The following is a 21,295-nucleotide window of genomic DNA, read 5'->3' on the forward strand; positions in this document are numbered from 1 at the left end:
GAGTTGTTCCCAGGCCACCTTTATTCCATCTAAAGCAACGGAAAAAATCTCTCTTTTTTTGCCAGGTATTTGCTAAATAACTGAATTTATCTCGAATCCATGTCTTCAAGATTATGCCTCGTTAGGTGAATAACTTTTCCTGCAAATTCTCTGACATTATATACTAAAAGTTAAAACACATGTAAAGTTTACTTACCTTTTCGGATGGAGCAAATATTCTTTATCCATTTAGAATAGACACCTTCTTTAAACATTATAACGATAATTACTATGAAGGTTTCCAGTAATTCAATTCAACAATCGTGTTGTCTCAACTCGAACTGGAGAAGAGGAATCCTTATTTATAGGTGAAGAAGGGAGGTGCTTAGTATGGAACAATGGATGACCTGGATCCCCGAGATTGGTTTTCCTGTAGTGCTTTCATTTTACTTATTGCATCGCATGGAAGGAAAACTCGATATGCTTATCTCAAGCATCCATTCACTAGCTGAAAATAGGAGAGGGTAAATGTTTGTAAAGGATAAAGATTCTGTCTTTATCCTTTTTAAAAGTATAGAAACATAAGTATCTTACACTTAAGTTTATAGCTTCATCGCCTAAATATATGTCGTTAACAGGGGACTTGGATTTTTTCATACGATTAGCAAGAGATAGACATATTATAAAAATCATGATACGTTCTTTGTTGTATATTTGGTAAAATTGGCATGGCTCCAACGTCATATAAGAGCTAAGAGGTGTAAATAGTGAAAATTGGAGATCTTATAAAATACTACCGAAAATCCATAGGGTACACGCAATCAGAGCTAGCTGATTCTATCTGTTCCATTCCTTATTTGAGTAAGGTGGAAAACAACAAACTATACCCTAATGATGTTATAAAAAATAAACTAGCTGAAAAACTGAATGTTAATTTCATCAATTTAATCAAAATTGATGAATCGGAAATATTGGAAAAACTTCACAAGTTACTAGGGTTCATAGAAAAGAAAGATGTAGATAGTTGCAAGGAGCTTTATGAGGAAATATCTTCGAAAATTTCGTTGCACGTTTTTGAACGAAACTACAATTATTTTTTATATCTATTGTGTCAATTAAGGTATTTTCAACTAGTGGGTTGGGAGAATGAGCATCATAAAAACCAAGTTGTATCAGAAATAAGAAACAACGCTGATTTGTTTCCTGAAGACTTGATGTATGATTACTATAAGCAATTAGGTGTCTTCTATGTATTAAACGGACATAATTCGAGTGCAAAGACATGTTTGCTAGAAGCGAATAATGGATTGAAAGCTCCACATACTGATGATCCAGAGCTATTCTATTACCTAGCAATGACTTTTTCAAAGTTAAAGCAAAACTATGTTTCTATTGAATATGCGGAGCGTGCCTTAACGATATTTCAAGATCGCTTAAATGTTGAAAGAATGCTCGATACTAACTTTTTATTAGCAATTAATTATAATTTAACAGGGAATTATCAAAAGGCAGAAAAGAAATTATTAAGTATCATTCATACTGTTTCCTCCAAGGAAAATCATGTAACAATGCTATCAATGGCCTATCATAATCTAGGGTATGTTCGAAAGAATCAGTCTAGGTACTCTGAAGCAATAGAATTTTTGAATAGATCATTGCAGCTAAAAAATGGGGGGAATAATGCCTTAGCATCTCTCCATTTGAAAGCATATACCTACTTTTTGATGAATCGTTATCAAGACTCTCAAACAACTGTAGAAGAAGGATATAGATTAGCTAAGCAAAAAGATAGTGAAAAATTTAAATTGAAATTTTTTGTTTTGGATCATCGCTTACATCACACACTTTCCTCAAGTGAATGTCTCAATACAATGGAACAAGTCGTTATTCCATATTTTAAAAATAATGGACAGCATGGAGATCTCCTTATGTATGTAGAACTTTTAGCTGATGCCATGTACGAAATAAAAGAGTATAGAAAAGCCTCAGTATATTACAAAATGGCATTTGAAATACTAAAAGGGGAAAGTGAATAATGAAAAAATTATTAGGAACCTTTATCATCTACTGTGCTTTAATTATTATAAGTAATCAGAATGATATAACCTTGTTGGAAGATGAATCGGTATATCCTACGTATGATGAAGTTGCCATTCAAAATGTGGCGATAGAAAAACTTAATTTCACTGAAAATACGTAAATATTTATAAAACCCCAACACTTCAAGTACTAGTGTTGGGGTTTTTATTAAAAGTAAAGAAAGTATAAATTTCTGGCACTTATGTGTCTAGCTCCATTTCCGAGCGACTAGCAAACTTCCTGCTCCTCCTTACGATAAGTCAACATCGGATCGCTTGCGCTCTCCGTGTTTCCTCTAAATTACTTTTGGACAGCAGGGCGCTTGCGCTTTTTTTATCTAGTCATATGCCATTCATCAAAAGGGTAAACTACCAGTTCTGAGCGACCGATAACTTCTTCCCGTTTAACAAAACCTAATCCATTACGACTATCTTTAGAAATGTCACGATTGTCTCCCATAACAAAATAGTGGTTTTCTGGAACAGAACGAGGGCCAAAATCACCCGTTTGACTAATTGCTTGCTGATTAAGGTACTCTTGTTGGGATTTTTTCCCGTTCACATATAATTCATGATCCTTTACTTGTACAGTGTCTCCAGGGAGACCAATCACACGTTTAACATAATTTTTTGTTGGACGTTGAATGATAACGATGTCTCCACGTTCAGGGTCATCCATTATGTAAACCATTTTGTTGTAAATAACACGTTCACCATCTCTAAGTGTGGGATCCATACTGGTTCCTTCCACAATAGATGTAGCAAATACATAGTTTCTTATGACGAAAGCTAAGAAGAAAGCAATGATGATAGCTTTCGTCCAATCCCATATTTCTTTTTTTACAGTTTCGCTCAAGGACAATCTTCCTTTCGAATTAGCTATTTCACTACACCATGATCCACTATTATCGTACCATATTTAATAAGAGGACAAGGTATTTTATTTGAAAGTAAGTTGTGGGGTATATTGATAATAATGCAGTCACCATTTTTAAAACGATTAAAGATTGTTTCTGGCTACTTGCTTCAAGGTGTTAATTAGTGATTTTCGCCATTCTTCACTAGTTTCTAAATCAAGCCCGTAAAGGTGCGTAGACCCTAATAGTTTATGCCATTTTACAATTCCGTTCGCAACAAATTCTTCTTCCAATAATGTGAATTGGATGAGAACAGGTGTATCACTATCCCATTTTTCAGTATGAACGACTTCTATTTTTGCACCATGTTGACTTAAATCAAGAATCTTGGCTTCATAAGTATGTGGTTCTTTTTCTGATTCCGCTTTTTGAATCACACCTGAAATAGGCGTACCAAATGTGTACCGAAATGGTTCATTTCTTTTATAATACATAATGTTTCCTCCTTACAAGTATAACCAATAGGGAATGCCTTTTAATGAATAATAAAAATGGCTTTTTAAGCTACTTTTAATAGTAAACTAGAATAGCGGCTTCATTTTTTTGTTTTATTATAATAAGTAAATCAAAAAAAGGGGTAAATATATTACTTATCATTTCCAATAATAAGTAATAATCAACCATCTACATAGCATATTCGCATTTCAGAATTAAATTGTAAATAATTCTAAGTAAATGGATATGTGCAAGTTTAAAAATTAAATCTATTTTATAAAGGTTGAGAAGATAGCTGTTAGAACAATTTAATGATAATAGTTGATATTGTATTTGTTTTTTGAGTAACAAGGATGAAGTAATTTGTCGAAATAACATTATATGGGCAACCGTTTGCGCATATCTTATCGCTACGATTGTAAGGTTTTGTCTTATTTTGCGATTGTCTTTACATAGAAGAAGGGGTTTGGCATAATGAATAACGATTCACTATAGAAACCACTTAAAGAAAGGGATTGTTTCATCATGATAGGGTTATCATATTCTTGCGATATAAATGATGAGTTACAAGTCCAAATCCACGAAAAAAGACAAAAAATGATACATTCAGCTAAAGAAAATGGACTGCAAAGTGAACAAACGTTAAACATAAGTCAAGAATTAGATGTATTGATTAACAAATTTCTCCATATCCACAACGGCGAAGAACGTTTCGAAGCAAAATCTAGTACAAGCTGTTAGTTTATATTTGCTAATATAAGGATATAACTTTCTTGAATTATAGCATTTGTAATTTAGGAATAGGTCTCTACTAGTAAAGAAGTATTGAATATATTATCTACAAATTCATAGGGAACTGTGATAGAATGTTACATATATATCCAACAAGCGCTGAGAGGAGGCCCTGCTGTGGCAAAATGCATAACAACAACTCAGCAACTAACTGAGCGAATTGAATTATTGCGTAACCGTATGATAAAAGTCGCTACAGTTAAAGGGTTTACCAGTGACGAATCATTAGCAATTAGCCAGGAACTAGATTATTTATTAAATATGTATGAAGTAGAAAAACAAGATCATTCTAAACATACTAAATCAATAACATAAAAAAAGTAAGCAGTGCTCAACACTGCTTACTTTTTTTATGTTTTTATTTGGTTTGCGCGTATTGTTATTGCTTGTCCATGGACTTATGGTCTTTTCCATACTCCTCAGATAATTCTTCTAGGCTCTTGACTTTACCATGCGGAGTTTGCTTTTCTTTACGCTGTCTTAAAGCCCGTTCTTTCCTACGTTTTTGTACACTCATAACCATCACCTCAGGAATAGTATGTGAAAGACGTAATTAAATTATGAGAGCTTGTTTTCTTTCAAGTAGGACTCTAATCGGTCCATTCCTAATTTGAGTGTATCCATATCATATGCATAGGAAAGGCGCATATAACCTTGACCAAATTCAGAAAATGCATCTCCCGGTACAATAGCAAGCCCAGCGTTTTCGACTAGGTTAATTGCTAAATCAAAAGAACTCATACCATTAGTTGGAAATTCAGGAAACAAGTAAAAGGCTCCGCCAGGCTTAGTCATTACTATTCCCATTTTTTCAAGTCTATTGTGTACATAGTCTAGACGTTTTTTATATTCTATTCTCATAAGTTCTGTATCATTCTTGCCATTTGTCAACGCTTCAAGTGCTGCATGCTGACTTATCGAAGATGGGCAGGATACATTATACTGATGTACTTTTAACATGTGCTTTGATAGCCACTCTGGTGCTAAGGCATAACCGATTCTCCATCCGGTCATGGAATGTGATTTTGAAACACCATTTATTACAATTGTTTGATTACGAACTTCTTCAAATGATGCAATAGATGTGTGCTTTTCTTCATACGTAAGCTGACCATAAATTTCATCTGACAATAAGAAAATATCATGATCTTTTAGAAAATCAGCTAATTCAGCAACTTCCGAACTAGTCAATGTAGCACCAGTTGGGTTAGAAGGGTAAGGTAATACTATACACTTCGTATTATCCGTTATATATTGCTTTAGCAGTTCGACATTCCATTTGAAATTAGTGGCTGTTGTATCAACATGGATTGGATTCGCTCCAGCAAGCTTTATTAAAGGCTCATACCCCGGATAAACTGGGGCAGGTAGTAGGACTTCATCTCCTGGAGTTAAGATCGTTCTAAAAGTTATATCAATGGCTTGTGATGCTCCAACAGTTACGATGATTTCTGAGTTTGGGTCATATGTGAGATTATATTCATCTTGAACAAATGACGAAATAGCATTCCGGAGCGGGAGCATACCAGCATTATGAGTATAAGTGGTATGGTTATGATCGATAGCCTGCTTACCTGCTTCTTTTATGTGAGAAGGTGTAGGGAAATCTGGCTGGCCAATCGTTAAGGAAACAATATCTTTTTTTCCGGACACCATATTAAAAAACTTTCGTATACCCGAAATTTCAATCTCTTGTAATCGAGGGTTAAGTAAATGTTCCATAAAAACCTCCAAAGTTAACAAAATGTTTAAAAAATTTTCACATTCCCTTTGCAAACGATTTGCTATAATGAAAATGGAATTCCGAAGAAGGGAGAATTCATCTCATGAGACCTAAAGTTCGTTCATTTGAAGAGCTAGTAAATGCAAATAAGCAAGCAATACAGAATGACAAACAAGCCATGACAAATGTTGAAAAGAAAGTAGATCAACGTCATGTGCGTTCGTATGAAAATCATAAGTCCCAATATGTAAATTGATGATATCATAATAAGGAAGTACAGCGATAGAATGCTGTACTTCTTTTTATCCTCATAAAGAGATGCACTCTTACTTAAATATAATAATCCCCTGAACTAGTTTATACTTTACTTTTGTTTTCTAAAAGGGTTAAAGCACAAATCGTGGTCATATAGTTTTTGTTTATGGTTTATTGGTATTATTGTTATACTAATTATAAAAGGAGGGGTCACATGGAGAAGACAGGTTTGATTCTAGAAGGCGGCGGTATGAGAGGTGCATATACTGCGGGTGTTTTAGATTACTTGATGGATGCTGACCTCCATTTTCCTTACGTGGTTGGAGCGTCTGCAGGAGCATGTAATGGAAGCTCTTATGTAGCGAAACAAAAGGGAAGAAACTACAAAGTTATTGTAGGTTACGGCAATCATCCAGAATACATATCTTATCGAAATATCTTCCGAAAAAAAGGGCTATTTGGAATGGACTTTATTTTCGATACGTTACCAAATCAACTTGTTCCATTTGATTATAACCGCTTTTTTTCCAGTGTTAATGAGGGGCAAACCTTTGTTATTGGTACAACAGATGTTCACACAGGCGAACCTGTTTACTTTGATTCATTCCAAGATGGGGCTAGCTTACTAAAATTAATTCGAGCTTCAAGTTCCCTGCCTTTAATTGCACCAATGATTGAATATGAAAATCGTCAACTAATGGATGGAGGTATTGCAGATCCAGTACCGATTCAGCCATCAATTGATGCAGGGAACAATAAACACGTGATTGTCCTAACAAGAAATGAAGGCTATAAAAAGCAAAAAATGAAATTCTCCTGGTTATTTAATAAAAAGTATAAAGATTATCCAATGTTAACAAAAGCTCTTATAGAAAGACATGAAAAATATAATCAAAGTACTGAATTAATTGAGCAAATGGAGCGCCAAGGAGAAGCCTATATTATCCGCCCAAAACACCAACTTGAAGTGAGTCGTATCGAGCGAAATCAAAGCAAACTCCATGCGTTGTATGAACAAGGTTATAATGAAGCGCAAGAGCATATGGAAGGGTTAAAGGCTTTTTTATACGGAACAGCACAATTGGCCTGACATTCTAAAGTCATGAAAGATACGAATGCCTTTTGGTATTCGTATTTTAATTTTTGTATAGTAAATTATAAAATTCAATGCTTGTGTATAACTAAAAAAGTGATGCGACCACGTACAGCTCTAACGCCCAGCGACTAGCAAACTTCCTGCACCTTCTTACGATAAGTCAACATCGAATCACTACATTCTTCGTGTTGCCTTCATCTCATAGGGATTCAAGGGAAGTTCGATTAAACGAGGTTCGATTAAGATCGCTGCATCGTGCAGCAACATCGAACCAACCCACGTCGTGTAGGCAGCAGTTTGTATGTCGCTAAACGGGCGCTTGCGCTTTTGTGCATTGTATAATCCCTTTACTCTTTACAGTAAATGTTTACTATTTATGTTTATATTCTTTTAGCATAGTTAGAATTGATTGATTTAGTATTCAAATTTATAAAGATGTAAACGTGGGACGCTAGAACCTATAGAAAATGAGGAGGAGTTCAATGGAAAAGCATATACAAGTAACAGATAATATTATAGAGGCTTTGGAACATAATGCGAATGAAGACAATCAAAGAGCCATGGAATCGTATATGAAGGAGCATTTTTCTTTTTTCGGGATAAAAAGCCCTGAGCGTACTCGCATTTTAAAACCCATATTAAAAGAGTACGGAAAGTTGAACTGGGAAGAAGCGCGTCTTATCACATATAGGTTATGGGATCATCCTTCAAGAGAATGTCAATATGCGGCCTTGTCTATTCTTGAAAAGCAAAAGAAGAATCTTCCTTGTACAGCTACTAGAGATATCGAATACTGGGTTACCCATAAATCGTGGTGGGATACGGTAGATTTTTTATCAAGTCATATAAGTGGGGCGTACTTTTTATTGTATCCTGATATGCTGGAACCAAAGCTGAAGGAGTGGATAGAGTCAGATAATTTGTGGTTGCGAAGAACAGCACTTTTAACACAACTTAAGTATAAAGAGCAGACAAATGAAGAATTATTATTTTATTTGATACGTGTCTGCAAGGACGAAAAAGAATTCTTCATCCAAAAAGCCATAGGATGGGCTTTAAGGGAGTATTCAAAGACCCAAGCTGAATCTGTTAAAAAGTTTATTTCACAACACAATCTTTCATCACTAAGCAAACGAGAAGGATTAAAATGGTTACAAAACCAGTCCAATAAACAGTCTAATCAAGCTTCATCGTAAGCGCTTACTTTGAATAATCTTTCCAGCCTTCGACCACAATGGAGGTAAAAGGAATGAGAAGGAGAGATTAAAGTGCGGAAGGGTATAGACTTTCTCTTATCAGATGGCCATGATTGGATTGTAAACAAAACGCAATTAACTGCGCTTGGTATTACAGATGCTCATCTTCATTTTGTTTTTGCATTTATGATTGTACTCTTACTGTATATACTGGTGAAACCTATTATGTATTGGGTGATTCTGTTGAAATGGGATCGATTTGTAAGCTATCTTGTTGCGGGCATTTTAACATTATGCATCGTTGAATGGTTTGAGTTATATCAAGGTATTACCGAAATAGGTGATATGGAATTTAAAGATGTTGCCGCAAGTGCATTAGCTTTAATTATATTTGGTAGTGGGTTGACACTTGTGCATATTGTAGAACGTTTATTGAAGTCATGGAGACAAGCAAGAAGTCAAAATACGAAAAGTGTTTAGTTATAGGTGCTTAAGGTTTTATATTGAGTAATAAGCTACTCTTAACATAGTGTATTTAAGGGTGGCTTATTTTGTTGTCTTGGAAATAATAAAATTCAACGTTTGTGTAGAATAGAAAACTTCCTGCACCTCCTTACGATAAGTCAACATCGAACGCTTGCGCTCTACGTGTTTCCTTTATCTCATACGGGATAAGGGGAAATTCGCTTAAGATCGCTCATAACTTAGGAACATTGAACCAGTCCACGTCCTTTGGGCAGCAGTTTGTACGTCGCTAACCGGCCGTCCCGAGCTTTTAATCTGTGTGCATATAATGAAGGGAAGGAAGAGTTTAAATACTATTTATGTAAGGTAAAAGAATAGATGAAACGTTTATGTATGTATTATCGTATATAGATGGGAAAGAAAGGAGGTTTATGGATGTTAAATGCTGCTTCGTTTTTTGGTTTTGCTAGTGCGGTAGTTGGAATTATAATCTTTTTTGCTGTGTTAATCTTTTTATTGAATATTATCACAAGTATTTGGGCTTATCGAGATTCTCAACGTAAGGGCAAGAGTAAAGAGTACGCGTTAGTTGTCCTTATAGGGACATTGTTTTTCCCAATTATAGGTTTGATTATCTATTTTATTATACGAAACGATTAGAATCGATAGGTTTTTACCTATCGATTCTCTTTTATGGTGGAAGCACACTTTATGCAGTTACATGTTAAGTATTTAAGCGCAAAGAGCAATGGGCTTGTTTTACTATTCAAAAGTTAATAGTACGTAAACAATGGGTAAAAACTATGTTGCCAATCAAAATTTAGTTTAAAATTCCTAGAGAAGCCTCTATAATAGAAATAGGTTGATACGCTATGGGGAAGGTTGGGTTACTAATGAAAGAGAAAGATAATGGAATATTGCTAGAGAGTGGTACAAATGAACTAGAAGTAGTGGAATTTGGAATAGGTCAAAATAAATTCGGTATCAATGTTATTAAAGTTAAAGAAATATTAAATCCATTACCAGTAACACAAATTCCACATTCTCATCGTTCTGTTCAAGGAATAATTGAGATTAGGGGGGAGGTTGTTCCGGTTATTGATGTGGGTCATGCACTAGGCTTCCCTCCATCAGAGCACCCAGAACAAGATAAATTTATCTTATCTGAGTTTAATCAAACAAAAATAGTTTTTCACGTACATACAGTTACACAGATTCATCGTATTTCTTGGGAGGATATTGAAAAACCAGATCGAATGTATCAAGGGTTAGAGACACAAATTACAGGTGTTGTTAAGATGGATCAAGAGATGCTTCTCTTGTTAGATTTTGAAAAAATAGTAGCGGATATCAGTCCTGATTCTAGCATCAATAAAAGTCAGATTAAGACTTTAGGAGAGCGCGAACGCTCTGAAAAATGTATTTTAATAGCAGAAGATTCAGCATTATTGCGTTCTATGCTTGAAGAAACATTACATGAAGCAGGATATACAAATCTCTCACTCTATGAAGATGGAAAAGAAGCAATGGAATATTTAGATTCACTTATAGAGGATGGAAAAAATATTGAGGATCAACTTCAACTTGTCTTAACAGATATTGAAATGCCTCAAATGGATGGTCATCATTTAACAAAACGTATTAAAGATGATTCTAGATTAGATAAATTACCAGTGATTATTTTCTCTTCTTTAATAACAGATGATTTGAGACATAAAGGAGAAATGGTCGGCGCTGATGCACAAGTTTCAAAACCAGAGATTGTGGAGTTAGTCCAAACCATTGATCGTTTAGTACTATAATTAGAATAATAAGTAAGAAGTATAAACGCTAATAGGAATAAATTAACATCGAATCGGGAGCGATTTGATGTTTTTTATATTCTTTAAAAAAGAAAGCCTCTCACTAATGAGCTTTCTTTATTGCATAATAATCCAATTATCTCGACTCCAAGTCTACAAAATGATGCCTCGAAAGTGGGATGAATAGGTTCTATGTTCTAAACTTATAACGCATATTAACTATTTATTAGGCTCTGTTAAAGTTAGGTGTTGATATAATAATGAAATAGTTTTTTGTTCCTCCATAATAGCCACCATAATCTTGAATAACTGGTGAGGTTGGACCCGTTACGTTTGTGAGGAAGGGGCTACGGTGAAATGGTTCGCTTTCCGCGGGGGAACATGCAAGCTCCTCATTCGGCAACGCCTCTCTGCGGGGTCTCGCATCGTCCTTTCTTCCGCAGGAGTCTCACCATTTCCCTCCGCCCATCGGTTTGAGGGATAACGGATCCATCGTAGGTAGTGCTAAGTTGAGTATAATGATGTTAACAGATTGATCACTCTGTTTATAATCCTAAATCCCTTGATAACAAAGGGGTTTAAGCATGTTTACCACCTTGAATATATGCGTTAATAGTGTTGAAACTTTCCTCTTAATCCAATTAAAAGGCAAATACTTTCCTTAATAAGTACTCCAATACATGGCGTTGAATCGTTGGGAATTTGCGAGACTCCTGCGGAAAAACGATTGTGTGAAGACCCCGCAGAGAGGCGAAGCCGAACGAGGAGGCTTCACCGATTGTCCGCGGAAAGCGAGTGAATTACCAACGATTCAATCACTCAGCACCAACAATCCTTATTCCAGATTATGCTTCTTATCTTGAATAAAACTATTTAGATTAGTTGATTCCAAGATCAACACCAAACTTTAACATAGCCATTTATTAAAAAGAAACAAAAAAAGTAGTTCAATTTAGGAGTACAATTTCGTTTGTGTACTCAATAACTGAACTACTTCTTTGTTTCTTTTAGTAAGTAACTTTTTTATGAAGTTCTTCATACCATTTGGTGATTTCTTTGTTTAGTTTTTCTGGGTTCTCAGAAAAAGGGGCGTATTCATTTACAATTTCTTTTTCCGAATCAGATAAACGTGAGTACTTGTCTTTCATTTCCTCAGACCACTTCATAAATTGGAATAGCTCGTACATAAAATCTCTCATAAACAATCCCTCCTTGGGGATTGCAATTCCTTTGTTTAAAAGAGAGAAAACATTTCGATGGGCTATGTGTTTTTTCGTTTTCTTGTTTTACCTTTGTCCCAAGATGTGAACTGTCCCCATGGTGAAAATGGTGAAGTCTGATGGTAGGCTTTTGGACCATAATTTGTTGTCTTAACCATATCATTCTTTGATGGTTCTTCCCAATCTAGAAAAGTGTAAAGAACTCGTTTAGCTTTTGATAATGATAAAGACGGACGGGGGTTGCGGTAGGATTGGTCTACATTACCTAAATGCTGAACGGTTTGAAAATCTTCTTTTTTGGGAGGGATGTGGAAGTAGTAGTCAGCTACTTGCACAAGTAGTGTTGAATGTTGATGGCTATATTTCGGATGGTCAGAGAAGTGGAGGCCAACTTTTTTAGCTAGTTTTTGATCCAAAAGTTGTTGAATAGCCTTTTTCTTTAGTGTATATAACTGTCTTGGCTCTGGTGCTGTTTTGGCGTGTCGATTCACTACGAAAATAGCTTGAGCTATCGTTTCAATCGAAACATGTGATCGGCTTTTTTTCAAATCTTATCCTCCTAACATATAGATGTTTGTTATCATCGTACAAAAACTATCCTAAAAAATCAAATTGAGAGCGTCTTCGATTACAAGGAAGAGAGCTCTCAATCTGTAAGGGCTAGTATATTAAAGATGAGTTAGTTTACATAATCTTTTAATTCATTAACCAATTTCTCAACATTTTCAAACTGAGTACCTTCAACTTTTTTAATGGCATTCCCATTTGGGGATACAATATAAAAACTAGAAGAATGAATGAAGTTATAATCAACTTCCCCTTCAGGTGCATCTTTACGAGGGATTTTGTCAACTAGTGCTTTAAAGGAATTAATGGAGAATTCTTTAATCCGTTCCGGTGAATATCCTGTAAGAGCATCCCAGTTAGACAATTCGCCACCATGTGATTGAATATAATCGGTTAGAACCTTTGGTGTATCATGATTTGGGTCAATGGTAAAGGATACAAATCGAACTTTATCTTCTAACCCAGCTTTTTTTATTTCTTCTTGCACACGTGCTAGGTTAGCTGTCATAGGTGGACATGCAGTAGTGCAATTTGTGAAAATAAAATCTGCTACCCAAAACGTGCCTTCAAGATCTTCTTTTGAAACTGTTTCGCCATCCTGGTTCTGGAATTCGAAATCCTTCACTTCATATGAAAAATCACCTTGATAGCTTTTGGAGCAAGCACTCAATAGCAAAAAAGTAAGTAATAAACCTAGCATTAAGAATTTATTTCTGTTCATGTATATTCCTCCATCGTCCGCTTTCCAATTCTTAACGTATTGTATCATGGAATATTTATAAAAAGCTATGAACAAAAAGTGAATAACAGTAACGCAAAGCTTTTAATTGGAAATGGGGGATGGAGGTAACTGTACGTCTTAGGGGTTTAAAATTCATAAAGATTAAAAGAAATTACACATTGTCTCCATTAAAGCCTAGTTCTGAACTTGGGGTGAAGGTATTATAAGTAGTTTCATCTAGTCGATATGGAGCCCCATATGGATAAGGTCCAGGACCGTATGGACCATATGGCGGATAGCATGGATAACCATAACAAGGGTACGGATAAGGACGAAAAGCACCATAGAAAAATGGGCTTACAGCTAATCCAGCTAAACCTCCTGCTACAAATGGAAGGAAGAAGGGTCCAATAAATCGCTCGTCATTTCTGTAATTCTCATCAGTGTATGGCTGGTTGTGATTAACATCAGTTCTAGGGTAATATACCACTGGGTACTGTGGATACATAACCATCTCTCCTTTTTATTGGGCTTTCATAACATCTTATGAAGTACAATTGGAGATGAGTATGTCCACGTAAAATCCGAGGGGAATTTATCAGCGGTTGCTGGTAGCTTTTAATTTGTGTAGTGTGTATTCTGGTTTACACATAAATCGATAAGGTAGCCTTGTTGTTCCAATTCCGCGACTTACATAAAGCTGAATTGGGTGATTCTTAATATTGTACCAGCCTTCTACGAATTCTTGAGCTAGGGGCGGAGTAACTAGGTAGCCTAAAAATGGTATCTGAACTTGACCACCATGACTGTGACCAGATAACTGTATATCAACCGAAGCTCCCTTAACTTGGTGTATATAGTCTGGTTCATGACACATTAAGATAGTGAATAACTCTGGATTTGCTCCTTGTAAGGCTTTGTTTATATCTGGTTTGCCAAGCATTGCGTCATCTAGTCCAGCTAAAGTTATGGCAGAATCTCCGTTATGTAATGACACGTGTTCATTTTTTAATAATTTAAATCCACCTTTTTGCATATAGGTAGCTATAATTTCAGTACCATACCCACCATGATCATGGTTTCCATATATCCAATATTTACCTAGTGGTGCTTGTAATTTAGATAAAGCAGCAGCAGCTTGCTCAAGAATTTCGAAGGATACTTGATTAGGCGCATCAAATAAATCTCCAGTAAATAAAATTAAATCAGCTTGGTGAGAGTTTAATTCCTTTATTAATTGCTCAAATTGAGGAATGTCATAATGAAATCCAATATGAGTATCACTAAACTGTAGTACTTTTACTTGATCAAATGATTCTGGTACCTTATTCAATTCAATTGTCTCTTCCTTTATTGTTAATAAGGAAGGTTCTATATGTTTAGCGTAATAGTATGTTCCACCACTTAGACCTAATAGACCTAACAAACTACCGGATAACCGTTTGAGAAATGTGCGGCGGCTCATTTTTTTAGACATAAACGTCACGCCTTTTATTGGTATTTATTCGTACTTTATAAGAATACGAGATACATAGATGAATTATAGCATGAAAACCCTTTTTTCCTGTTAAAGATTTAACGAAAATCGCAACAAATTTTTTAAATTGAAAGGGTTTTCTTATGGGTGAAAAGAATTCATTATATAGTAAAGGAGTGAGATTTTCATGCAAAATGAGGTTGCCATCATAACAGGTGGCTCAAACGGAATGGGAAAATATATGGCAAAGAAATTTGTGGAAGAAGGAGCCAAGGTAGTAATAACTGGTCGAAATGAGGAACGGCTGGAGGCTGCTAAAAATGAAATTGCAGGTGGTAGCGTAGATCGTGTTCATACTATAGTAATGGATGTACGAGACCCTGAAGATGTTGCTCGAATGGTTGAAGAGACCATTAATCACTTTGGTTCCATTCATCATTTAGTAAATAATGCAGCTGGAAACTTTATTAGCCCTGCAGAGAAATTAACTGTGAATGGCTGGAATTCAGTTATTGATATTGTACTAAATGGCACATTCTACTGTAGTCGAGAAGTGGGACAATATTGGATTGAAAACAAAATCCAAGGTAATATTCTTAATATTGTGGCTACATATGCTTGGAATGCAGGTGCTGGAGTGATTCACTCTGCAAGTGCTAAATCAGGTGTACTTACGATGACTCGTACTTTGGCAGTAGAGTGGGGGCATAAATACAAGATAAGGACAAATGCAATTGCTCCAGGTCCAATTGAGCGAACTGGAGGTGCTGAAAGATTGTTTGAATCAGAACAAGCTGCAAAGCGCACATTAGATTCAGTTCCGCTTGGAAGATTAGGAAAGCCGGAAGAAATAGCGGATTTAGCCCATTTTATATTATCTGAAAAAGCTTCTTATATGAATGGAGAGGTAGTTACCTTGGATGGTGGGCAATGGTTAAATTCGTTTCCTTTTTAAAGCATAAACAATGTTAATGAATGAATAATCATTCATATTATGCCTGTTAGAAAACTCCTAGCAAAAAAGTGCTAGGAGTTTTCTTGGTTTATCATCCATCTTTTAGAACATAAGTAGTTTAATGAGTTAATCATTTTATATTATAAGATGTAAATGAAAATCGCAAAGAAGTGTACTATGGTTCCTGCCATAACAAAGATATGCCAAACTGCATGGTGAAATGTGAAACTACGCCATACATAAAAGATAGTACCTAGAGAATACAGAACGCCTCCGATTATGAGTAGAACTAAACCGCCAAAAGCGAACTTAGCAACTAGTGGATTCCATGCAAAAACGATAATCCAGCCCATTAACAAGTAAAATACAGTTGATAATACGACGAAACGTTTTACAAAGAACATTTTGAAGAAAACTCCACCTATAGCAATTCCCCAAACCACTCCAAATAATGTCCAACCTAGAGTTCCACCCAATAATAGTAACAAGATTGGAGTGTATGTACCTGCAATAAACAAATAGATGGCAGCATGATCAAACACTTCAAAACGGTCTTTCCATTTTCCAGGCGGCATCGCGTGAACAAGTGTCGAGGATAGATATAAGAAAATCATTGAGGCTCCATAAATGGAGACCGATATAATATCCCATAGTCCTCCATTCATACTAGCGTTCACAACAAGTATCACTAATGCGGCAATACTTAATAAAACACCAATTCCATGCGTAATAGCGTTAGCTACTTCTTCTTTTTTAGTGAATGTATGTGTTTCCACTAGACAAAACCTCTTCTCCTTTAATTACTACCTACAATTATATCGTGTATATTGCGTTTACCCAAATCATTTTCCAATGTCTTAACAAAATCTATAGTTTTTTTAGATATTGTAGATAGTTACTGGTTATGCTATTGAGTGAAAAATAAGAAAGGAGGTATGTTTTGTGAAACTAAAATTATGGGTTGGAACACTTATTGCTATTCTTGCTTTGAATCTGATTAATGTAAATGTTTTCGCTGAGAAAGATAATATTCCTGTCAATAAGGATGGGGAATGTGAACACCATAGAGGTCATCACAACTGGATGTTCAATGATTTATCTCAGATAATTAATACTTCAAAAGATGATTTGCGTTCATACCAGGAACAAGGGTTGACATTACGACAAGTTATCGAGAAAGCAGGACAAAAACCTGAAGAAGTGAAAAAGCAACTTTTGAAGGAAGCAAAGGTGAAATTAGACCAAAAGGTTGAAGAGGGTTGGATGACAGAAAAGAAACGTGATTATATTCTCGAAATGATGAGTAAAGAATTCGAGAAGAAACTTGATCAGCCAATTGAGAAAAATGATCAACATAAGCAAAAAAATCATTAAAAATTCCATATTAGAAAAGCCCAAGTTTTACTTGGGCTTAATAAGATCTTATAAAAAACATCAAGAGGCTGATTGCGCTTTTATTCTTAAGGAACATGAAGTTGTATTATACACTTACATAACCATCTCTAGGGAGTTCTCCTGTAACTTTAGTAAAGTTATAACTGAAGAAAATCGACTTGAGCTTTTCTTTCTATTATCAATTTCTATACTACCTAATTTGGTAGGAATGCTTTAAAATATATATAACCTACAAAGGAAGTACTTCTTCTGATACCCAAAATGAAGTTGCCTTTATACTTATTTTCAATTTAATCGAGAATGCGTTTGACCAGTAGGACTTCTATATAATTTAAAAATGATTTGATAGGTTATGGGTTATTGAGAAAGATAAACCAAAAAAAGAGAACATGATTGCAACATGCTGTCATAAGGTTATCGCTAAGGATTTACTTATATTCTAGCAGTGTTTAGCTGGTACATAAGATTTTGTAGAAGGAAGTTGCTTCACATTGACTCTTCCTAAATGAGAAAATCATAGCAGGTGTAGTACAGGAGGTAGTTACATATGGATCCATTAGACATTATCGCTCAGATTGAGAAGACTAAACCAGCCTATCAACCTATTTTTTCTGCAATTAAACACGACATAATAGGTTATGAAGTACTTGGACGTATTAAGGTAGATGATGATTGGGAGAGCTTGGGAACATTTTTTCAAGATCCTCAAGTACCTGATGATTTCAAACTTGAACTGGATGAGCATCTTTTAAAGATAGCGTTACAAGAGGTTGTAGATAATGAAGACAAGACGAGCTGTTTGTTCATAAATCGAAATGCAAAGCAATTGATGTTAAATGGGGAAAAATTAATAGAAACACTCACGCCTTTCGTAGAGCAAGGTTTTTCATATAGTCGAATTGTACTTGAGATAACCGAACATGATTTTGAAGAAGACTTTGAAAGTTTAAGCCACTTATTGTTGTATTACAAAACCTATGGGATCCAAATTGCAATCGATCAAGTAGGTGCAAAAAGTTCCAACCTGGATTACATTAGGCAAATAGAGCCCCATATCCTAAAAATTGATTCAAAAATACTGAGAGATATGAATTCGAGTGGTTTCCAGGACATCCTATACTCTTTATCTATGTTAGCACGTAGGATTGGTGCCGCTATGCTATTTGAAAATGTAGAAGACTCTTTCCAATTATATTACGCATGGAAGCATGGTGGCAGATTTTATCAGGGTTATTATTTAGAACATCCTTCCTTTACGTTTTTAAATCCTTTTGCAAAAGAAGGGTTGTTAAAAGACCAAGTAAATGCGTTTATTAGAAGAGAAAAAGGATTAATTGAAGATCGGCTGTCTTTTGTATTGAAATGGGACCAACGCATAAGAGGGTTGTTGGATCATTGGGATGGTCCCAAGAAGGTTGATAATTTTATAGAAAAAGTTTGCCGTTACTTTGATGAGGAAAGCTTTCGAATTTATGTGTGTGATAGTAATGGACAACAAATATCATCTAACTATCGTAAGTATTATGAAGATTGGGTGAAAGAGTCAGAAATTTTAGGTACAAACTGGGCGTTCCGACCTTATTTCCTCGAGAATATGGTACAGATGAGAATGTGGAATAAAGGACGCTTATCAGATTTATATTCTGACATTGACACGAGGGAAATGGTTCGGACATTTAGTTTCCCACTATCTGCCCACCACTATATATTTATTGATATTAAATATTCCTATATTTATGAACAGGAATGCTTACTCATTTAACCAGCAAATCTTATTATGATTTGCTGTTTTTTTTGTTTATAGCAAATTATAAAATTCAATGCTTGTGTATAACTGAAAAAGTAAAGTAGCCACGTCCAGCTCCAGCGCCCAGCGACTAGTGTGCTTCCCTCACCTCTCTTCGATAAGTCAACATCGAATCACTATGTTCTTCGTGCTTACTTTATCTCCTATGGTTCAAGGGAAGTTCGATTAAAACCGCTGCGTCATGCAGCAACATCGAACCAACCCACATCGTGTGGGACGCAGCATATACGTCGCTAAACGGGCGCCCTGAGCTTTTGTTCTTGATAAAGAGCATTGAATTACAAAAAAGCGAGTATATTCGTCATTAACATTTAACCTTTGTTGTTCTTAATGATATTTTTCTCGATAATTGTCTAGTCATGCAGGGAATTTACGAACGAATACTTCTCCATTGCATATCATATATTGCTAGAATAAGTATCAACAACTAGAAAGAGGGATGTATGATGCAATACCGATGTACACGATGTTGTGTCTTGTCTTCAAAAAAACAGCAAAGTTGTTCTACATGCGGGAATAAAGAGTTAATACCAATTAAAATTGAAGTTCAGCACAATCAAAAAGAAATATAACTCACAAAAATGGGGTTGATCTTTGGGTGAAATTGGTCATCCCCTAGAACTTTTAGGAAAGGGATTTAAGTTGAAAAAGCTACTGATTTTATTTGTATTGGGGTTATTATGTTTGTTTAGTACAAATGTTCAAGCTAATCATAGTGATGAAGGTAAGAGTGCAAATCTTGTGAAATGGGAGGAAATACTCTCAAAGGCCCATGATATCCAAACTCTTTATACCCAAAAGCCAGTTGAATATCATTACATTCGAGAAGATTTTCTCCAAGTCTTTACAGAAGAATTAATGATAGAGATGTTTAAAGAACACTTGTTAGTTTTAGAAAAAGGCTATCAATTTGCTTCAACTGACTTTTCTCCTTATATGATACATAGTTTGGATACAAAAAAATTTGAAGTTATTTCTGTTACAGATGCTGGGTTGATACTCGAAGAGTCTATACCAGTTTTTTCTGAATTAATGGGAACTAATATTCCTCAGCAACGTATAACCGTGGTGAAAACTGAAAATGGAACAAAAATCTCAAAAGTAAATTGGATTCTTCCAGAGCAGTAAGTTCAGTAAATGGATATCGTATTGTTTACTTATTTATGGTATAATGATTTTTGGGATACAAAGGAATTGAGAATTACATGATTGCTTGGCTCCTCCATGTGCTGAACTAGAAGGAGTGTAACAATTGATTAGTGTACAAAGAAATGAATTAGAAATGTACTCAGTTGGAGACTTGATGATTCCATCAGAAAAAGTTGCTCACGTTCAAGGTGGCAATCCGATGGAACATGCTTTACTCGTATTAGTGAAATCTGGTTATTCAGCAGTGCCTGTCTTAGATCCTCAATATAAACTGAAAGGGATCATTAGCAAGACAAATATAATTAATAACATGCTAGGGAAAGAACAGTTTGAATTAGAACGGCTTTCCACAATTACAGTTGAAGAAGTTATGAATAAAAACGTCCCATATATAAGTCCGGACGATAACTTTTCAAAAGCACTGCAATCTGTTATCGACCATCCATTCGTTTGTGTAGTAGATGTCGATGGATTCTTTGATGGAATCTTAACAAGACGTGCTGTATTAAAACTATTACACCAAAATATTAATGATTAGTAATCTAACATTGTTGACTCATTATTATGGGTCAGCAATTTTTCTTTTTTATAGGCTATGTTAAAGTTTGGTGTTGATTTTGGAATCAATTAATCTAATTAGTTTTATTCAAGATAAGAAGCATAATGTTGAAGACTTGGATTCGAGATAATTTGTGTTAGGTGGATCCGATACTTAATGAGGGTTAGGGATGGGTGGGAAACGGCTCGCGTCCTGCCGGCGGCCCTACACGACGTAGGGTCGTTCGACGTTGTCATACGATGTGACGGCTTTAGTCGAACCTCCCCTTCTCAAGCTACCTTCGGGGAAAGCGCCCTCAGGGGATCTTGCCTACCTCTTTCTCCGGCGGGAGTCTCCCCGTTTCCCACCCATCCCTGCTGAAATGTTACGATCGGACTCGTCACTACGTAGGAACTTTATTTGACGGACATATATTCTCTTATTTACTGAAAAAACCCTCTTTTGGAGAGGCATGCGGACATATGGTATCTTATTTGTGAAAAAACACACTACATTAAGGTGATTTAGGCCAAATAGCGAACTGAATGTCCGTTACGAATGCAAAATAGCCTTCAAATCGAAGAATAAGAGAATATATGTCCGCATACCCTCATTTTTTTGTCATGTAATATTCCTTGTTTCGTGAAAAGCAATATTCAGAACTTCCTACTCTATCCTAGCTATGTTTCCGTTATACCACACGAACGCAAAGATGGGCCGGGAAATGG

General features: G+C 35.5%; 26 protein-coding genes. 16 read left to right on the forward strand and 10 right to left on the reverse strand.

Going from position 1 to position 21,295, the window contains the following annotated elements:
* The first annotated feature begins 369 nt into the window (after nucleotides 1–369).
* The 3 genes from N782_RS21140 to N782_RS21625 all read left to right on the forward strand — a co-directional run bounded on the left by N782_RS21140 (nucleotide 370) and on the right by N782_RS21625 (nucleotide 2,179).
* Nucleotides 370–507, forward strand: coding sequence for a YvrJ family protein (locus N782_RS21140; protein WP_084103145.1), 138 nt, complete (start codon nucleotides 370–372; stop codon nucleotides 505–507).
* 239 nt (nucleotides 508–746) lie between these two features.
* The gene (locus tag N782_RS16735) at nucleotides 747–2,015 is read left to right on the forward strand and encodes a helix-turn-helix domain-containing protein (protein WP_036822902.1); all 1,269 of its coding nucleotides are present in this window, start codon (nucleotides 747–749) and stop codon (nucleotides 2,013–2,015) included.
* Entirely contained in the window at nucleotides 2,015–2,179 is a 165-nt protein-coding gene (locus N782_RS21625; protein WP_161783131.1) for a hypothetical protein, read from the forward strand. The genes N782_RS16735 and N782_RS21625 overlap by 1 nt, the downstream gene beginning before the upstream one ends.
* Nucleotides 2,180–2,391: 212 nt before the next feature.
* On the opposite strand, the gene lepB is transcribed toward N782_RS21625, so the two are convergent.
* Together lepB and N782_RS16745 are read right to left on the reverse strand one after the other, a co-directional pair.
* Nucleotides 2,392–2,913: a signal peptidase I gene (lepB, locus tag N782_RS16740; RefSeq protein WP_036822905.1), complete on the reverse strand. Its 522-nt coding sequence runs from the start codon at nucleotides 2,911–2,913 to the stop codon at nucleotides 2,392–2,394.
* A gap of 144 nt (nucleotides 2,914–3,057) precedes the next feature.
* On the reverse strand, nucleotides 3,058–3,408 hold the full coding sequence (locus tag N782_RS16745; protein WP_036822906.1) for a PilZ domain-containing protein: 351 nt from the start codon (nucleotides 3,406–3,408) through the stop codon (nucleotides 3,058–3,060).
* Between the two features lie 526 nt (nucleotides 3,409–3,934).
* On the opposite strand from N782_RS16745, the gene N782_RS16750 reads away from it, so the two are divergent.
* Both N782_RS16750 and N782_RS16755 read left to right on the forward strand, forming a co-directional pair.
* A complete protein-coding gene (locus N782_RS16750) occupies nucleotides 3,935–4,150 on the forward strand; it encodes an aspartyl-phosphate phosphatase Spo0E family protein (protein ID WP_036822909.1) in 216 nt (71 codons plus the stop codon).
* Between the two features lie 168 nt (nucleotides 4,151–4,318).
* Nucleotides 4,319–4,516, forward strand: a complete 198-nt coding sequence (locus tag N782_RS16755; RefSeq protein WP_052111401.1) for an aspartyl-phosphate phosphatase Spo0E family protein — start codon at nucleotides 4,319–4,321, stop codon at nucleotides 4,514–4,516.
* A gap of 64 nt (nucleotides 4,517–4,580) precedes the next feature.
* Here the strand turns inward: N782_RS16755 and N782_RS21845 are convergent, their stop codons facing one another.
* Together N782_RS21845 and N782_RS16760 are read right to left on the reverse strand one after the other, a co-directional pair.
* Nucleotides 4,581–4,718: a DUF6254 family protein gene (locus tag N782_RS21845; protein WP_202595706.1), complete on the reverse strand. Its 138-nt coding sequence runs from the start codon at nucleotides 4,716–4,718 to the stop codon at nucleotides 4,581–4,583.
* Between the two features lie 41 nt (nucleotides 4,719–4,759).
* Nucleotides 4,760–5,923, reverse strand: a complete 1,164-nt coding sequence (locus N782_RS16760) for an aminotransferase A (RefSeq protein ID WP_036822912.1) — start codon at nucleotides 5,921–5,923, stop codon at nucleotides 4,760–4,762.
* A gap of 104 nt (nucleotides 5,924–6,027) precedes the next feature.
* Here N782_RS16760 and N782_RS21145 point away from each other — a divergent pair, with 104 nt between their 5' ends.
* From N782_RS21145 to N782_RS16785, 6 genes are all read left to right on the forward strand, one after another.
* Nucleotides 6,028–6,180, forward strand: coding sequence for an FbpB family small basic protein (locus N782_RS21145; RefSeq protein WP_084103146.1), 153 nt, complete (start codon nucleotides 6,028–6,030; stop codon nucleotides 6,178–6,180).
* Nucleotides 6,181–6,393: 213 nt separating this feature from the next.
* Nucleotides 6,394–7,269, forward strand: a complete 876-nt coding sequence (locus N782_RS16765) for a patatin-like phospholipase family protein (protein WP_036822915.1) — start codon at nucleotides 6,394–6,396, stop codon at nucleotides 7,267–7,269.
* Between the two features lie 488 nt (nucleotides 7,270–7,757).
* Nucleotides 7,758–8,471: a DNA alkylation repair protein gene (locus tag N782_RS16770; RefSeq protein WP_036822918.1), complete on the forward strand. Its 714-nt coding sequence runs from the start codon at nucleotides 7,758–7,760 to the stop codon at nucleotides 8,469–8,471.
* A 72-nt stretch (nucleotides 8,472–8,543) separates the two neighbouring features.
* Entirely contained in the window at nucleotides 8,544–8,951 is a 408-nt protein-coding gene (locus N782_RS16775; RefSeq protein WP_036822921.1) for a hypothetical protein, read from the forward strand.
* Nucleotides 8,952–9,371: 420 nt separating this feature from the next.
* Nucleotides 9,372–9,596, forward strand: a complete 225-nt coding sequence (locus tag N782_RS16780; protein ID WP_036822924.1) for a PLDc N-terminal domain-containing protein — start codon at nucleotides 9,372–9,374, stop codon at nucleotides 9,594–9,596.
* A gap of 233 nt (nucleotides 9,597–9,829) precedes the next feature.
* The gene (locus N782_RS16785) at nucleotides 9,830–10,738 is read left to right on the forward strand and encodes a chemotaxis protein (RefSeq protein WP_036822952.1); all 909 of its coding nucleotides are present in this window, start codon (nucleotides 9,830–9,832) and stop codon (nucleotides 10,736–10,738) included.
* Nucleotides 10,739–11,745: 1,007 nt separating this feature from the next.
* On the opposite strand, the gene N782_RS16790 is transcribed toward N782_RS16785, so the two are convergent.
* From N782_RS16790 to N782_RS16810, 5 genes are all read right to left on the reverse strand, one after another.
* Nucleotides 11,746–11,937 (reverse strand): hypothetical protein, encoded by a 192-nt coding sequence (locus tag N782_RS16790; RefSeq protein WP_036822927.1) that lies wholly within the window; start codon nucleotides 11,935–11,937, stop codon nucleotides 11,746–11,748.
* A gap of 62 nt (nucleotides 11,938–11,999) precedes the next feature.
* Nucleotides 12,000–12,506 (reverse strand): YkyB family protein, encoded by a 507-nt coding sequence (locus N782_RS16795; RefSeq protein WP_036822929.1) that lies wholly within the window; start codon nucleotides 12,504–12,506, stop codon nucleotides 12,000–12,002.
* Nucleotides 12,507–12,637: 131 nt separating this feature from the next.
* Entirely contained in the window at nucleotides 12,638–13,246 is a 609-nt protein-coding gene (locus N782_RS16800) for an SCO family protein (RefSeq protein WP_052111402.1), read from the reverse strand.
* Between the two features lie 172 nt (nucleotides 13,247–13,418).
* On the reverse strand, nucleotides 13,419–13,754 hold the full coding sequence (locus N782_RS21850; RefSeq protein ID WP_036822931.1) for a hypothetical protein: 336 nt from the start codon (nucleotides 13,752–13,754) through the stop codon (nucleotides 13,419–13,421).
* 90 nt (nucleotides 13,755–13,844) lie between these two features.
* Nucleotides 13,845–14,723 carry a metallophosphoesterase gene (locus N782_RS16810; protein WP_036822932.1) on the reverse strand — a complete coding sequence of 293 codons (879 nt, stop codon included), beginning with the start codon at nucleotides 14,721–14,723 and terminating at the stop codon, nucleotides 13,845–13,847.
* A 187-nt stretch (nucleotides 14,724–14,910) separates the two neighbouring features.
* Between N782_RS16810 and fadH the strand changes: the two genes are divergently transcribed.
* Nucleotides 14,911–15,678 (forward strand): 2,4-dienoyl-CoA reductase, encoded by a 768-nt coding sequence (fadH, locus tag N782_RS16815; protein ID WP_036822935.1) that lies wholly within the window; start codon nucleotides 14,911–14,913, stop codon nucleotides 15,676–15,678.
* 140 nt (nucleotides 15,679–15,818) lie between these two features.
* On the opposite strand, the gene trhA is transcribed toward fadH, so the two are convergent.
* The gene (trhA, locus tag N782_RS16820) at nucleotides 15,819–16,454 is read right to left on the reverse strand and encodes a PAQR family membrane homeostasis protein TrhA (protein ID WP_036822937.1); all 636 of its coding nucleotides are present in this window, start codon (nucleotides 16,452–16,454) and stop codon (nucleotides 15,819–15,821) included.
* Between the two features lie 166 nt (nucleotides 16,455–16,620).
* Between trhA and N782_RS16825 the strand changes: the two genes are divergently transcribed.
* The 4 genes from N782_RS16825 (at nucleotide 16,621) to cbpB (ending at nucleotide 20,567) form a co-directional block, all read left to right on the forward strand.
* The gene (locus N782_RS16825; RefSeq protein ID WP_036822941.1) at nucleotides 16,621–17,052 is read left to right on the forward strand and encodes a hypothetical protein; all 432 of its coding nucleotides are present in this window, start codon (nucleotides 16,621–16,623) and stop codon (nucleotides 17,050–17,052) included.
* Between the two features lie 568 nt (nucleotides 17,053–17,620).
* Nucleotides 17,621–18,835, forward strand: coding sequence for an EAL domain-containing protein (locus tag N782_RS16830; RefSeq protein WP_036822942.1), 1,215 nt, complete (start codon nucleotides 17,621–17,623; stop codon nucleotides 18,833–18,835).
* Between the two features lie 639 nt (nucleotides 18,836–19,474).
* On the forward strand, nucleotides 19,475–20,008 hold the full coding sequence (locus N782_RS16835; protein WP_036822944.1) for a hypothetical protein: 534 nt from the start codon (nucleotides 19,475–19,477) through the stop codon (nucleotides 20,006–20,008).
* A gap of 124 nt (nucleotides 20,009–20,132) precedes the next feature.
* Nucleotides 20,133–20,567, forward strand: a complete 435-nt coding sequence (cbpB, locus tag N782_RS16840) for a cyclic-di-AMP-binding protein CbpB (RefSeq protein WP_036822946.1) — start codon at nucleotides 20,133–20,135, stop codon at nucleotides 20,565–20,567.
* Nucleotides 20,568–21,295: the final 728 nt, after the last annotated feature.

Source organism: Pontibacillus yanchengensis Y32, from assembly GCF_000770635.1.
Lineage (GTDB): Bacteria > Bacillota > Bacilli > Bacillales > BH030062 > Pontibacillus > Pontibacillus yanchengensis.

What these genes read in the sequence shown, in the direction of transcription:
- N782_RS16765 (WP_036822915.1), top strand. Translation starts at nt 6,394, where the DNA reads ATGGAGAAGACAGGTTTGATTCTAGAAGGCGGCGGTATGAGAGGTGCA.
- N782_RS16770 (WP_036822918.1), top strand. Translation starts at nt 7,758, where the DNA reads ATGGAAAAGCATATACAAGTAACAGATAATATTATAGAGGCTTTGGAA.
- N782_RS21845 (WP_202595706.1), bottom strand. Translation starts at nt 4,718, where the DNA reads ATGAGTGTACAAAAACGTAGGAAAGAACGGGCTTTAAGACAGCGTAAA.
- N782_RS16780 (WP_036822924.1), top strand. Translation starts at nt 9,372, where the DNA reads ATGTTAAATGCTGCTTCGTTTTTTGGTTTTGCTAGTGCGGTAGTTGGA.
- N782_RS16745 (WP_036822906.1), bottom strand. Translation starts at nt 3,408, where the DNA reads ATGTATTATAAAAGAAATGAACCATTTCGGTACACATTTGGTACGCCT.
- N782_RS16760 (WP_036822912.1), bottom strand. Translation starts at nt 5,923, where the DNA reads ATGGAACATTTACTTAACCCTCGATTACAAGAGATTGAAATTTCGGGT.
- N782_RS16830 (WP_036822942.1), top strand. Translation starts at nt 17,621, where the DNA reads ATGGATCCATTAGACATTATCGCTCAGATTGAGAAGACTAAACCAGCC.
- N782_RS21850 (WP_036822931.1), bottom strand. Translation starts at nt 13,754, where the DNA reads ATGTATCCACAGTACCCAGTGGTATATTACCCTAGAACTGATGTTAAT.
- N782_RS16790 (WP_036822927.1), bottom strand. Translation starts at nt 11,937, where the DNA reads ATGAGAGATTTTATGTACGAGCTATTCCAATTTATGAAGTGGTCTGAG.
- N782_RS21140 (WP_084103145.1), top strand. Translation starts at nt 370, where the DNA reads ATGGAACAATGGATGACCTGGATCCCCGAGATTGGTTTTCCTGTAGTG.
- N782_RS21625 (WP_161783131.1), top strand. Translation starts at nt 2,015, where the DNA reads ATGAAAAAATTATTAGGAACCTTTATCATCTACTGTGCTTTAATTATT.
- N782_RS16750 (WP_036822909.1), top strand. Translation starts at nt 3,935, where the DNA reads ATGATAGGGTTATCATATTCTTGCGATATAAATGATGAGTTACAAGTC.
- N782_RS16800 (WP_052111402.1), bottom strand. Translation starts at nt 13,246, where the DNA reads ATGAACAGAAATAAATTCTTAATGCTAGGTTTATTACTTACTTTTTTG.
- N782_RS21145 (WP_084103146.1), top strand. Translation starts at nt 6,028, where the DNA reads ATGAGACCTAAAGTTCGTTCATTTGAAGAGCTAGTAAATGCAAATAAG.
- N782_RS16785 (WP_036822952.1), top strand. Translation starts at nt 9,830, where the DNA reads ATGAAAGAGAAAGATAATGGAATATTGCTAGAGAGTGGTACAAATGAA.
- fadH (WP_036822935.1), top strand. Translation starts at nt 14,911, where the DNA reads ATGCAAAATGAGGTTGCCATCATAACAGGTGGCTCAAACGGAATGGGA.
- N782_RS16810 (WP_036822932.1), bottom strand. Translation starts at nt 14,723, where the DNA reads ATGTCTAAAAAAATGAGCCGCCGCACATTTCTCAAACGGTTATCCGGT.